12 protein-coding genes are annotated in these 12,736 nt (G+C 55.9%); 2 read left to right on the top strand and 10 right to left on the bottom strand.

Features of this window, described 5'->3' with window-relative positions:
* Nucleotides 1-20 precede the first annotated feature (20 nt).
* From AC0YNU_RS01620 to AC0YNU_RS01660, 9 genes are all read right to left on the bottom strand, one after another.
* The gene (locus AC0YNU_RS01620) at nucleotides 21-1,031 is read right to left on the bottom strand and encodes a 2-oxoacid:acceptor oxidoreductase family protein (RefSeq protein WP_475752571.1); all 1,011 of its coding nucleotides are present in this window, start codon (nucleotides 1,029-1,031) and stop codon (nucleotides 21-23) included.
* Between the two features lie 211 nt (nucleotides 1,032-1,242).
* Nucleotides 1,243-2,163 (bottom strand): polysaccharide deacetylase family protein, encoded by a 921-nt coding sequence (locus AC0YNU_RS01625; protein WP_475752572.1) that lies wholly within the window; start codon nucleotides 2,161-2,163, stop codon nucleotides 1,243-1,245.
* A gap of 135 nt (nucleotides 2,164-2,298) precedes the next feature.
* Nucleotides 2,299-3,327 carry a phosphotransferase gene (locus AC0YNU_RS01630; protein WP_475752573.1) on the bottom strand — a complete coding sequence of 343 codons (1,029 nt, stop codon included), beginning with the start codon at nucleotides 3,325-3,327 and terminating at the stop codon, nucleotides 2,299-2,301.
* Nucleotides 3,328-3,349: 22 nt separating this feature from the next.
* Entirely contained in the window at nucleotides 3,350-4,009 is a 660-nt protein-coding gene (locus tag AC0YNU_RS01635) for an MOSC domain-containing protein (RefSeq protein WP_475752574.1), read from the bottom strand.
* Between the two features lie 259 nt (nucleotides 4,010-4,268).
* A complete protein-coding gene (locus AC0YNU_RS01640) occupies nucleotides 4,269-5,975 on the bottom strand; it encodes an APC family permease (RefSeq protein WP_475752575.1) in 1,707 nt (568 codons plus the stop codon).
* 155 nt (nucleotides 5,976-6,130) lie between these two features.
* A complete protein-coding gene (locus AC0YNU_RS01645; RefSeq protein ID WP_475752576.1) occupies nucleotides 6,131-6,709 on the bottom strand; it encodes a response regulator in 579 nt (192 codons plus the stop codon).
* A 28-nt stretch (nucleotides 6,710-6,737) separates the two neighbouring features.
* Nucleotides 6,738-7,355: a DUF3298 and DUF4163 domain-containing protein gene (locus AC0YNU_RS01650; RefSeq protein ID WP_475752577.1), complete on the bottom strand. Its 618-nt coding sequence runs from the start codon at nucleotides 7,353-7,355 to the stop codon at nucleotides 6,738-6,740.
* Between the two features lie 85 nt (nucleotides 7,356-7,440).
* Entirely contained in the window at nucleotides 7,441-7,950 is a 510-nt protein-coding gene (locus AC0YNU_RS01655; protein WP_475753916.1) for a GNAT family N-acetyltransferase, read from the bottom strand.
* Nucleotides 7,950-8,675 (bottom strand): phosphonate ABC transporter ATP-binding protein, encoded by a 726-nt coding sequence (locus AC0YNU_RS01660; RefSeq protein ID WP_475752578.1) that lies wholly within the window; start codon nucleotides 8,673-8,675, stop codon nucleotides 7,950-7,952. The genes AC0YNU_RS01655 and AC0YNU_RS01660 overlap by 1 nt, the downstream gene beginning before the upstream one ends.
* 172 nt (nucleotides 8,676-8,847) lie before the next feature.
* On the opposite strand from AC0YNU_RS01660, the gene AC0YNU_RS01665 reads away from it, so the two are divergent.
* Both AC0YNU_RS01665 and AC0YNU_RS01670 read left to right on the top strand, forming a co-directional pair.
* On the top strand, nucleotides 8,848-9,069 hold the full coding sequence (locus AC0YNU_RS01665; protein ID WP_161694592.1) for a hypothetical protein: 222 nt from the start codon (nucleotides 8,848-8,850) through the stop codon (nucleotides 9,067-9,069).
* Nucleotides 9,070-9,423: 354 nt separating this feature from the next.
* The gene (locus AC0YNU_RS01670) at nucleotides 9,424-10,164 is read left to right on the top strand and encodes an HAD family hydrolase (RefSeq protein ID WP_475752579.1); all 741 of its coding nucleotides are present in this window, start codon (nucleotides 9,424-9,426) and stop codon (nucleotides 10,162-10,164) included.
* A 78-nt stretch (nucleotides 10,165-10,242) separates the two neighbouring features.
* Here AC0YNU_RS01670 and AC0YNU_RS01675 read toward each other — a convergent pair whose 3' ends face one another.
* Complete coding sequence (locus AC0YNU_RS01675) at nucleotides 10,243-12,711, bottom strand: type IA DNA topoisomerase (RefSeq protein ID WP_475753918.1); 2,469 nt, start codon at nucleotides 12,709-12,711, stop codon at nucleotides 10,243-10,245.
* Nucleotides 12,712-12,736 lie beyond the last annotated feature (25 nt).

Here is a 12,736-nt window from a genome sequence, read left to right on the forward strand (position 1 = left end):
TGCGGTGAAACACGACGACGTTAATTCGCTGCTGCCCAAATAAATTTGTGAGGTACGCGGTGCTCTTCTCCGTAGCCGTCCGTTTCGCGTTCGGAGGCGAGCGCTTCGGTCGGACAGGCGACGACGCATTTCAAGCAGCCTTTGCAATATTGATAATCGATGCCCTGCAGGAACATCTGCGGACGCCCCTTCTTGTCCGGCTGTTCCTCCCACACGAAGCAGAAGTCCGGACAGGCCGTGTCGCAGGCCGCGCAATGAATGCATTTCTCTTCGTCGAAATGAGGCATCATGCCTTGTCTCGAAATGCTGATATCCTTCAGGACGCTGTTGCCCGGGTTGACGATCATGCCGCCCATCGGCTGCGTCAGGTATCCGAGAGACGGGACGTCCCAGCGCGTCGGCTGCGGCATCGCAATCCCTTCGGGAAGCGCGAACGTCTGGAATTTTACTTCGTCGTAGCCGCGCTGGAACGTACGAAGCGCAGGATCAACGGCCTGCGGATATTTCTTCTCCAGCGATTTGCGGATAATGCCTTTCATATGTTCGAAATCCAGGAAGTCGCAAAGCCGGAACAAGCCTCCCAGCATCGCCATGTTGACGCGGTTGTTTTCTTCGAGCGCAATCCCTGTTGCATCGACGACGGCTAACGTGCCAGCGGAAAGTTTCATCTTTTCCTTCAGCTGCTCCGATGTTTTGGAGGAGTTGACAAGGACGACGGTGTCTTCGTAAATCCCGCTGATGACATTGACCGTCTTGGAGAGGTTCTCGTGGAACACGCCGACGATGTGAGGACGTTCGACGGGCGTCGTGTCGCGGATATTCGTCTCCAAGTCGCAGAAACGGATATGCGCCTTAACCGGCGAGCCTTTTTTCTCCGAACCGTAAGAAGAGAAGCTCACGCCATTGAAACCGCTTCCAACAACGCCCGCCTCCGCGAGCATTTTTCCCGCCAGATTCGCACCGAGTCCGCCGATCGATTCCAGTCGAATTTCAAAGAATCCAAGCTCATTCTGCTTTGGAAGTATTGCCACTTGCTCCACTCCCTTCCCGAATTAACTGAAAACTTTTTATTTTCACAACAGTCAGTATATCACTAGAAAAGGATGGCGAATAGCGTTTATTTCCATAACAGCCCCTCCCAAACGGTAATACAGCCTTTTGTCCGCCCGCCTGTGATAGTACAGCTCGTCCGCCTGCAAGAAACAAGGCTGGAACAGCGTTTCCCGCCTTGCCGATCGCCGGTTACGGTATTCCATGCTTACGTTGATGCGTCCTCAGTTCTCGCCAGCCGATTTGGAGTATACCTTCCTTGTGGAGCGTATCCTGGACCTCCGAGTCGCGGAATACGTCCAGTTCCATTCCTCTCCTCGCCGGTTCGCCGTGAAAGGCCAGCAGTTCGTCCGTCACGAAGGAGGGATGCAGGACAAGCTCCGTTACGCCTGGCTTCAGCCGCTTCAAGAGCGCGATCATTTGAGCTTTGAACTGCGCGTACGTTTCCGGCGGCGAGGCGCGGAATGGCATCCCCACAAGATAATCGAGCACCACAACGCCTTTGCGCGCTGCAGCCTCCGCTTGTTTAAGCGCCAGGCCCGCAAGCTCCGGAGGTGCCGGCATCCCGCTCTCCAGCAGCAAAAAGCGAGGCAGACGAAAAGGAAGTCCGTACTGGGCGCAGACGTCGAACACGTCGCCAAGGAAATCTCTGCCTGTCTGCAAGCCATATAAGCTGCCCATATGGTTGTCGGCATGCGTGATATCGATGCCGAGGGTAAGCGCCATCTCAATCTGAGCATTCATTTCCTGCCTAACCTGCCCGGCGTCGGCACGACGTTCGAATGATTTGGCGTCTTTATAGAAATAGCCCTCCCCGGTCGTGAGCGACATCGTCGTGCCGCCGCGGTATACCGGCCCCCATTTCATGGCGTCCCATTCGCTCGTGAACGTCAAGTGGACTCCGACATCCAAATGGGTACGCGAGGCGCTCCACAGTGCCGCTTCCCTGGCCCAGGCGCACGGCATCATGATCGTGGCGGAAGCAACCGCACGCGTGTCCAGCAACAATTGAATGGCTTGGTTGGTCGAATGACACACGCCAAAATCGTCGGCGTTAATGATCAATAAGCGCTCATTCGGACCGTAACCGAGCTGCTCGGCCGTGCTTTTCATCCGTTCGTCCCCCTCCTGCTGCGCCTCCGGACGCGGAAGAATCGTGTCGACATCATGCTTAGATTTATATGACAAAAGCCCGGCGAATCATTCTTTGTACGCAAAGAATGATTCGCCGGGCTCGGCCCGCTGCCCTCAAACGGGCAGCCGCGCCTCCATGACTTGAAATGCCACATATAACTCCGCGCGCTTCCGTTCTACCCAGTCGCATACGAACGACACCCGTTCGATCTGGCGAAGCCACACGTCCTCGGAATCCAGCCCTTCCGCAAGCCGCCCCGCGAAATGAAGCCAAACATCCATCATGCGCAGCTGGATCAAATCCGGCAGCAGGCTGATCTCTTCGCTGCCGAGCTTCTGATTCTCGCCGAATCCGCGGCATAGCAGCGAGATGCGTTCCAGCGCCTGGGCGTCGTCCACGCTCGGGAATTCCGCAATCATGACCGCTGCCTCCATCGCTCTGACATCGACGGTGCAGAACTCGAAGTCCAGCAAGCCGACGATCGAATCGCCTTCGGCGAGCGCATTCGAGAATACGATATCGCCGTGAATCCATTGGTGCGGAAGCGCTCTGATTCGATCGATTAATGACGTTAATCGTTGTTTGATCACCAATAGATGTTCGACTTTATGCCGCTCTTCCAAGGTCAGTGATAGCTTCCCGCTCAAGGATCGTATAGCGTCATCATCCATCGCAGCATGCGTTTCTTGGAAATCGTAATAAGGCTTGTACAGCGGCTGCAGGGCACCGAGCGTATCCAGCTTCGCCAGGCATTGGACCAACTCGCCTGCCGCGCGTCCCAAGCCTTCGATGTGCGGCGCAGCCTCTGACATCGGGCGCTCGCCAGCAATATGCTGGAATACCGCCGCAAGCTTGCCATCAGGTCCGCTCGTAATCGTCACGCCTGCCAGATTGACTGCGGGATTCGGAACCTTGAAGGACAGTCCCGCTTCCTGAAGCGCGGTCAATATCGCGTGTTCAATGCCTACGACGTCGCTGTCTCTGTGGTTATCGTACACGCGCAGCACATAGCGCCCGTTCCCGGCATAGATCATCCGGGTCGTATTGTTCATGCCGCTTTCCTCGCGTTCGATCCGCAGCGGCTCCAGAAGCGGATACTGCTTGACGATCGCGGAAAAGAGGTCGTCTGCCTGACTCGTCATGTCGGAACGCAATCCTCCCGATTCAGTCTTCATAATCCAGCTTTGATAACCGTTTACGCAGCGTGTGCTGCCAGCTCTCCGACAGTTCATCGACGGCGAGCAGCTTCACGATTCCGTCGCGGTCACGTTTGTCCTTATGCATAATCCGGTTGGCTTCCGCCACCTTGACGCCGGCTTCATGACGCTCCCGAAGCACCAATTTATCGCCTTGCGCTACTTGTCCTTCTTCCAGCACGCGGAAATAGAATCCGGTAAAGCCGGTTTCCTCGACGTCCTGTTGAAGGCTTGGCAGCCCGTGCTTCATGCCGAGCTTGAAGCACGGCTGACGCGGCTGGCTGACCTGCAGCAGCGCTTGTCCGACCGACACGACATCGCCGATGCAGACCGACTGCTCCGTCAGCGCGGAAACAGTAAAATTTTCGCCGAAAGAGGCGGCGTTCGCGGAACGCCCCCACCTCTCCGTCCAATATGGGAAATGGACCTCCGTGTAGACGCAAACGGCCTTATCCGCCCCGCCGTGATGAACGGTATCGCCCTGGGCATCGCCAGATAAGCCTAACCTGCCAAGGTGAAGCGCGCCGTCAAACGGCTTCTTGTTGATTCCCGTCACGACTTCCTTCTTTCCGAACGGCACAACCTCCAGCATGGAAACATTAAGCGAAACCAGCATTCCGAGTTCCATTTCCCGATCCTCCTGCAACCGTTTATTACCGAAATTATACGTGCTTAGCCCGTTGGCTGGCAATGCTTAACGAGATTAAGTAGGACTTCGGCAGCGAAGTGTTAGTCAAGATGTTACAGTCCGTGTCGAAAGCGCGCTAATCGTGTTATTTCTTGCGAATACCCGGGAAATGATTTTGAATTGCCTATCGTTATTTCCCCGTTTTCGTAGCAAACATTTCCCGTGTCAAAGCGGACTTTGGACGCCGATTGATTTGTTGTTATTGCGGAAATTTTCTCTCAATTCTGATACATTCGTCCATCGACCGCCTGCCGAAGCGCAAAGACCCGACGATTTTGACCGGCGTCCTCCTGCGTAAGCTGCGCTGCTTCCGCTCAATACAGCAGGCTCCCGCTATTAGGCAGCCTGCCGCGATCATAAGCACGGACGGTTTCAGCAGCCACAAGGCAAGCAAGGCGCTGCCGGTCAGCCAACAAACCACCGCGCCATCGACGGCCGCGGCGTATTTCCCAAGCCCCCATGGTCCGATCAGCTTGGAACGTTTCCGGATTCCGGCGCTCGACTTAATGGCATTTGAATCTTGACGTGTCTCTCTCAGTCTCCCGGCAATAGGGATGGCCAACGCAGCGTGCATCGCCACAATGCTCAATAGAACCAGCTGCCTGACCAGCGTTAGAAGCGAAGATTCGGATACCGCCGCAACGAAGACCGTCGCGATCCCTGCAGCTGCGGCGGCCAAAGTCAGCAGAGCCCGGATCGGCGCGCGATATTCAACCGAAATAACGGACAGCCTGCCCGAGAACGGAACCGATTCGTCGCGCGCCATCGCGAAGAGCGTCCTGGATCCGGCTGCCAGCGTGGATGCGCCGTTCATCCATACAAGGACGATTGCCAGCAGGAAGAAGGCCAGCGTGCTTGCAGCTCCCCATCTCTCCCAAACGTCGACCAGCCAATCGCCGAGCGCGGGAAGAGCACTTAAGCCATCCGATCCGACGCGCGCATGCATGATGATGAATGCGAACAGGACGAAACCGAGAATCGATAGCGCGGCAGTGGACAAGTAGATGGACCACGGCAGCGTGATGCGCGGATCTCTTGTCTCTTCCCCGGCTTGAGCAGTGTCGCCGATACCGAGGAACAGCCGCTGCAGAAGCAGGAGCCCGATCAGGGCAGACGACTCTCCGCCGTCGGCACCCTGAAGCGTATTCCAATGATCCGCCGTGTAAGCCATGATCTGAAACGGATATAGTCCCGGCCATGCGATGGCCGCGAGGATCGCGAGGATGGCAGCGAGAAGCGCCAGCTGAAAGCCAGCCGACCAGGACATCAGCTGACCAAGAACCCGGCTGGCCCTGGCATTGGCCGCTGCCTGCGTGATGAACAGCATCAGCAGCACCAGATAGAAAAAGCCCGAACCGCCGGTATAGCCCCATAGGCGTTGAAGCGTCCGGCACAACCAGTCCGCCAGCCAGACATTCGTCGTCACCAGCATGAGCGCCGACCCGGTTACATGCAGCCAGCCCGACCATAAACCCGACCGCCTTCCTCCCGTCGCAACCGCCCAATGGTAACAGCCGCCTGCCGTCGGAACTGCCGAAACGAACGCCGCAACGGAGCAGGCGGTCAACAGGCCGAACAGACCTAGAACCGGCCAGCCGATGCCAATCACCGCGGGACCTCCGGCGGCGACCGCAGGGCCGAGCAGAAATATAGCCCCTCCGATCAACGGCAAGGACGACAACGATAATCCGAACGTAGACAACCCGCCCATATGACGGGTCAGCTGCTGCGCGAATCCGAAGCCGTTCAAATCGTGTTTATCGCGCATATAGCGTACATAAGCCGTATGCTGGCGCAGCGGCTGATGCAGCGAAAGCAAGGTGTTGCGCTCCGCCTCCCGGGCCAATAAGAGAGACAACGCGCAAACAGCGGCAAATATCGCGCATCCGATCCACAGCCAAACCATGCCAGCACCCCCATACTTGAATTTATGAAGCCGTCGTTCTCATCAGCACAAGCAAGCTGACAGCGCAGCAGAAAAAACCGGACGCGGTCAAAATAAAAAAACCGCCGGCAAATGTCTCAGCCAGCGGATCACATGATTCTCCTGAGCGACTGCAATCATGATACTTCCCCATTCTTGTATTTCACCGTATCCCGGCAGTTTATAACATGCGCTCGCACGATTTCCAGATCGAATGGCTTCGTAAAAAACGTCCTGGCCCCGAAATGCTCGGCTTCGGCCCGCAAGCCGGGATCGACGGAGCCGGTCATGAACGCTACCTCTGCGTGAACGTTCAGCGCGCGAATCGACTTCAGCGCCTCCATGCCGTTCATCCCCGGCATGTTCATGTCCAAGAGCACGTGATCGATATGCTGCTCCCTTACGACCTTGACGGCATCGATGCCGTTCGCAGCCTCGACGACGAGGATGCCGTCAAGCTGGAGCATTTCGCTAAGCATCGCGCGGATTAAGGGTTGGTCGTCCGCGATCAGAACGATATATCCGGCTGAAGCATTCCTAACCCGTTCCGCCCTGACAAGCGGGTCGCCTAACGTCTGTACTTCTTCCGGCTGCTGCTGCATCGGCGATATGGCGGCGTGCATAACAATGGCCGGCTTATTATTCTCTCGCTGCCGCCGCTTTAGAGCAATGATGATAGCCGCGCAAACAGGCAGCAGTATGAGCGCATAAATCATGGCTGACTCCTTCTGGACGATACGTGTATTAGTCGTTCACATCCATTCGGCCGAGCGGACCGCCCGGATTCACGATATCGCTCAGCTCGTAAACGGATATCGGAAAGTATGGAAAACCGAATGCATAAGGCGTGATTTCGTAAAGCGCGAAATAGAGGACGAGCGAACGGTCGGCAATATAGAACGGCTGATCGGGACGGATCGACTTGAACGGCTCGAACGTCTCGATCTGCCTGGCCGCGATTTGAGCGCGCACCAGATCCGAGAGCCGTTTCATGTAATCGCTGCCCGGCTTGAACAGCTCTGCGAGCGTGTACGATTTGCCCGTCTTCATATCGAAGGTGAGCGATTCCTGCAGGGTCAGCCCATGTGCTCCTCCGGTATACGCATAGTTGAAGACCGAAAGGCTGAGCACGTTTTTCTCGTTCGTTTTCGTCTCGAAATAGCCGATCATTTCCGCTCTCGGGTCGGAAAGCGAGCCTTGGTCATGGACGAGGCCGCGTTCGGTTTGACGAATTTTATCGTTGATGGCGCTGCGCGCCGACGCATTCTGAAGTCCGCCGACGACCGGAACGTACAGTTCGGCTTTCGGGAACGTCACGCGCGAACTTTGAATGACGGCCGGACTTTGAAAATGGAAAGCCATACGGAACACCTGCCTATTTAGGTTGATGCTCCATTCTATGCCGCAGGTACGTTTCCATTGCATTCGGTTTTGACCGCATGCCCGGTCAATTCACCCGCAGCTTCATTTCATGCCATTGCAAACCTCCGTGCTCGGAAGCCGAAGGTCCCTCGTAGCGGAAACCAAGCCGTTCATAGAATCCGATCAGATGCTCCTCGCACATCAGAACGACCAGCTCGAGTCCATCCGCGCTAGCTTGGCGAATCAATGCTTCCATAAGAGCTCCCCCGACGCCATTCCCTCGATGCCGATCGGCGACGGCCACGGACAGCACGCACAGATGCCGCCCGCTTGGATCGGAGCCGTGTGCGCTCTTCACCTCATCCGACTCGCAGCTGCTGTCGGCCGTACGTACGCCGCAGGCGAGTCCGAGCAGTTCCCCGTTCCGCCAAGCGGACCAAAAATAGCCCGGGAAATGCTGCTGGCGGAACGTAAACGCTTCGCGGGTTGCCGCCGCTTCAAGCGGATAACAGGCGAGTTCAAGCTCATGCGCGGTTTCAAGCTCATCCGCGCGAATCAACCGCAGCTCGTACGGGTAAACGGATTCATTCGTCATCACAGCAGGTTCTTCTCCCGCTCCGTCATCCTTCTGCCCTTGATATCCAGCACGATCCGGCCATTATTCAGGCCGATGATACGGTCCGCGAATCGTTCCGCCCAATCTCCCTGATGCATAACCGCAACGACGGAAACGCCTTGGATCCGGCACATCCGCTTCAAATCGGAAAGCACCTGCTCCGCAGCATGCGGATCAAGGCCGGACACGGGCTCGTCCGCCAACAGCGTCTTGGCGCCATGCGCCAGCGCTCTGGCCATTCCGATTCGCTGCTTCTCGCCGCCGCTCAGCTTGTCGCCCTTCTGATGGGCTTTGTCCAACAGTCCCATTTTCTCGATCATGTCCATCGCGCCCATGTAATCGTCGTTGCGGACCATTCCCGTCACCCTGCGCCAGAACGGCGTCTGGCCGACCGCTCCGATAATGACGTTCTTCAGCGCCGTCTTGTTGCCGTATAACGTCGGCTTCTCTTCCAAATAGGCAATCTCGCGACGCACCTTCAGGCGGCCCATGATGCCTTTGCCGAAGATATCGACGCCATCCACTATGTACTTGCCTTCGGTCCATTTCTCGCGCAGCGCCAAACATTTCAGCAGCATGGATTTGCCGCTTCCACTCGCGCCCTTGATGGCGATGAATTCGCCCGGTTCTATAGTGAAGTTCACGTCGGAGAGAACCTTAGGTCCGCCCGGAATTTGTTTTGACAATTGCGTTACTCTGATCATGACTGGGGCTCCTTATCCGCTTAGACGTTCTACTTCGAAACCTGGGGATGAAATCCCTATCAATCTAGTGTAAGGGAAAAAAATAATAGTTTCCATACGAACAAATGTTTGCTATAATAAAAACAAGAACAAACGTTCTAATCTTCCACTGACCGTAAGGAGGCTGACCATCATGACAAACTGTGAAAACTACCGATTTATTGAGACGCATCGACCATTCCGGGATTTGACCTTCAAGTTCTATTCCAACGGCTCGCTGACCATTATCGACAACAGTGCGGATACGGTCATCAGCCCCCGCGAATTGAAGGGCGCAAGCTACGATTTCTACGTCAAACGGAGACTCGCATTCATTAAACAAGATCTTGCAGCCAAGATGAATAAATATGCTTAACCATAGCAGTTCCCCCGACGTCTCTATAAGGCGGCCGCATTTCTTCGGAACTGCGACGCCATATAGAGACTTTTTCTTCGTGTATGCTTTCGGCCGCTTACGGTTGTTTGTTAATGCCGTTTAAGCTTGCCGGTCTGTTCGCTTCTTTCCCCGGCTTGAGACTCCCGTCATTTCCCTTTGCTTCGGTGTCGTTATTGCGATTCCGTTTGCTGTTTTTGTTCAACGCCATTCGCTCATCACCTCCGGTTACAGTATTTGTAAATGGCCCCAACGGTATACGATTTGACGGCGAATCCCAAGATGAGGTAGATTGTAGCTACAGCGAAATCATCTGGGGAAGGAGCCGTGCCTAAGATGAAACAAACCATTCTATTCGATCTCGATGATACGCTTATTTACTGCAACAAGTATTTCTTCTTCGTCATTGAACAGTTCTCCGACAGTATGATGGACTGGTTCAGGGGCTATGGAATTACAAGAACCGAGATCACCGACAAGCAAACCGAAATCGACATTGCCGGCGTTCATATCGACGGGTTCAAGAGCGACCATTTTCCGCAGTCCTTCGTTGAAACCTATCGTCATTTCTCCAATTTGTTCGGCCGCAAGCCTTCCGTCGCGGAAGAGGATTTTCTATGGAAGCTTGGTCGCAGCGTGTACGATTTCGATGCCGAGCCTTATCCGTTCATGGAAGAAACCTTATTCGAGCTGGCCAATCAGGGCCATGAGCTGCATCTCTACACGGGCGGCGAACTGCTTATCCAAACCAAGAAAATCAACCATATGCAGCTGGAGCGATATTTCGGCCCGCGGATCTATGTTCGTTCCAAGAAGAATATAGAAGCGATGGAGGGGATCCTTCAGGAAGGGAAATTCGATCGTCCTTCGACGTGGATGATCGGCAACTCGCTCCGCACGGATGTCATTCCTGCGTTGACGACGGGGATTAACGCCATTCATATGAAGACCGACTCGGAATGGATCTATAATATCGTCGGCGTCGACGTTGAACCGAAGGGCGCGTTCCTGACCCTCAACCAGCTTTCAGAAATTCCGGAGAGCATCCGGCATTACGTTACGCAGCGACCGCTATGAATGCAACCAACTTAAACAGGCTTGACTGCTGAAGGAGCGCCATGGCGCCTCTCAGAGTCAAGCCTGTTTTGGTGTTTATTACGTTTCCGGATGAAAGGCAACCGCCCCGGTGGTTGCGTCGGTCAACCGCCACTTGCCCGATACTGTCGTCCCGTTCGCCAGCTTCAGCGTCGATTTGCGCGTCTCGCCGTTCTGTGCCAAACCTTTCGCCATGGTAGACGTAATCGTCTTCCCTTGCTGTTCCTTCCAGATGACGAAGCTGCAGCCTTCTCTGAAGCGGAGACAGCCATAACCTCGCTTGCCTTCCACCACTTGGCCGCCGCAGCCTGGCCGCGGACAAGCTGCGATCGCGCCGCGCGCGGTAGGCGCTTCATCCGAAGCCGGCTTGGCATTCGGCCGTTCAGCCATCATCGTCGAGGCCTTGGCAGCAGGCGATGCAGCGGTTCGAGCAGCGGCTGTGCTACGACCTGACCCTCCCGATCCGCTAGCACTTGCGGCTGCTGATGGAGCGCCGGCAGATCGGCTACCTCGCGCGGCAGTTGCCGTGCTAGATTTGGCCGCTGTCCGGCTGCGCGTCCCTCCTCGTCCGGCTGCGGCGCCTTCCTGGCTCCCAACCGACTTGGTTCCGCGTCCTTTGCCTTTCGCCGCACCTTTGCCGGAGCGTTCCGGCTCGTCGAACATATTGGCAGCCGCCGGTTGCTGCTGCTTCACCTTCTCGACGATCATCTCGGCGAACTGCTTCACCTTGGCGATAAACTGTTCATCCGAGGCTTCGCCTTTCGAGATTTGATGGAGCCGCTGCTCCCAGCGACCGGTCATCTCCGGCGAAGCTAGAAGCTCGACGCCGGCGCCCCGAATCAACTCGATCGCCGTACAGCCTTTAATCGTAATGTCCAGCCGTTTCCCGGCTGACGTGATGTATCCGACCTGCTTCAGACGTTCGATGGTCGCCGCGCGCGTCGCCGGCGTGCCCAGTCCCGTCTGCTTCATCGCATCGCGCAGCTCCTCGTCTTCGATCGCTTTGCCGGCGCTCTCCATCGCCTTCAGGAGCGTACCTTCCGTATAAGGCTTCGGCGGCTTGGTTTCCTTCTCGATCGCGGCAGCCGAATCACAATGCACGGGCAGCTCGGCATTCACGAAGAAGGGCCGATCGGTCTCGACCAAGTCGTCCTCTCCGTCATCTGAAGCCGAAGCATCCGTAGACGTCTTCTTGCCCTTGCCTTTCCCTTTCGACGCGCTGGTGTCGGCATTGTCAAGCACGATGCGCCAGCCGATTTCCAGCTGCTCTTTGGCACGCGTCCGGAATTGCTCGCCCTCCACCTCGGTGATGACTTCGTGGTTGTTGTAAACCGCTGGCGGATAATAATGCGAGAGGAAGCGCCGAACGATCATGTCGTAGATGTTCTGTTCTTCCGTACTCAGCGTGCCCGGCTTCTTCGGCGTCGGCAGGATGGCATGGTGATCCTCGACCTTGGCCGGATTGCATACCGCCCGGTTCCCTTTATGTACGCGGCTGCGATCCGCTCCATTGGCGAGATCCGCATATGCGGTGCCTTTCAGCATTTGGAGCACGTTGCCCATAACGGGAATGTTCTCCTCTGTCACATAGTTGGAGCTCGTACGCGGGTAGGTAATGACTTTATGTTTCTCGTAAAGCGCCTGCGCGATATCCAGCGTCTTCTTCGCCGGATAACCGTATCTGCCGTTCGCCTCGCGCTGCAGCAAAGTCAAATCGTATAGCCGGTATGGGTATTCCTTGGATTCGTTCACATCGTAGCTTAAGATCTTGCCCGGCTTGTCGTTTACTTTGGCCGCCAGCTTCTCCGCTTCTTCGCGCTTGGTGATCCGTTCGCCCTGCCAAATCCCTTTGTATCCGAAATCTTGCTGGCTGAAAGCTGCCTGCACGATAAAAAACGTCTCGCTGTCGAAGGCCGTAATTTCTTTATGGCGATCATACAGCAGCGCAAGCACGGGCGTTTGCACGCGTCCGACGGACAACAACGCTTTGTGACGGATCGTAAACGCCCGCGAGGCATTCATACCGACCAGCCAGTCCGCTTCGCTTCTAGCGCGCGCTGCGCGCGTTAAAGCATCGTAATCCGTATCGCTTCGCAGCCCCTCGAAGCCGCGGCGAATCGTCTCCGGCGTAAGGTCCGAGATCCATAGCCGGTCCGTCGGCTGCGCCAGCTTCAAATATTGTCTTATCAGATGAAAAATAAGCTGGCCTTCGCGCCCGGCATCGCATGCGTTCACAAGCCGGCCGCATCGTTTCGAAAGCTCGCCGATCATCGTCAATTGGTCCTTCGTTCTCGCATTGGGCCATAGCTTGAAGCGATCCGGAATGATCGGCAGATCGGCTGCGTTCCAGCGTTTGTACTTCGGATCGTATTGATCCGGTTCGGCCAAGCTGACCAAATGTCCGATCGCCCATGTAATGATATAATTATCGCCCTCGAGGTAGGTCCTTTTGTTCTGTGCCCGTGGCTCCACGACGGCAGCGATCGTCCGCCCCATGTCGGGTTTTTCCGCAATGATTAATGTTTTCAGGACCATCCCTCTTCTTTACCGTTCG

The sequence above is a fragment of the Paenibacillus sp. J31P316 genome (assembly GCF_056269105.1).

What these genes read in the sequence shown, in the direction of transcription:
- AC0YNU_RS01625 (WP_475752572.1), bottom strand. Translation starts at nt 2,163, where the DNA reads ATGAAAAGCACGGCCGAGCAGCTCGGTTACGGTCCGAATGAGCGCTTA.
- AC0YNU_RS01630 (WP_475752573.1), bottom strand. Translation starts at nt 3,327, where the DNA reads ATGACGAGTCAGGCAGACGACCTCTTTTCCGCGATCGTCAAGCAGTAT.
- AC0YNU_RS01635 (WP_475752574.1), bottom strand. Translation starts at nt 4,009, where the DNA reads ATGGAACTCGGAATGCTGGTTTCGCTTAATGTTTCCATGCTGGAGGTT.
- AC0YNU_RS01640 (WP_475752575.1), bottom strand. Translation starts at nt 5,975, where the DNA reads ATGGTTTGGCTGTGGATCGGATGCGCGATATTTGCCGCTGTTTGCGCG.
- AC0YNU_RS01645 (WP_475752576.1), bottom strand. Translation starts at nt 6,709, where the DNA reads ATGATTTATGCGCTCATACTGCTGCCTGTTTGCGCGGCTATCATCATT.
- AC0YNU_RS01650 (WP_475752577.1), bottom strand. Translation starts at nt 7,355, where the DNA reads ATGGCTTTCCATTTTCAAAGTCCGGCCGTCATTCAAAGTTCGCGCGTG.
- AC0YNU_RS01655 (WP_475753916.1), bottom strand. Translation starts at nt 7,950, where the DNA reads ATGACGAATGAATCCGTTTACCCGTACGAGCTGCGGTTGATTCGCGCG.
- AC0YNU_RS01660 (WP_475752578.1), bottom strand. Translation starts at nt 8,675, where the DNA reads ATGATCAGAGTAACGCAATTGTCAAAACAAATTCCGGGCGGACCTAAG.
- AC0YNU_RS01665 (WP_161694592.1), top strand. Translation starts at nt 8,848, where the DNA reads ATGACAAACTGTGAAAACTACCGATTTATTGAGACGCATCGACCATTC.
- AC0YNU_RS01670 (WP_475752579.1), top strand. Translation starts at nt 9,424, where the DNA reads ATGAAACAAACCATTCTATTCGATCTCGATGATACGCTTATTTACTGC.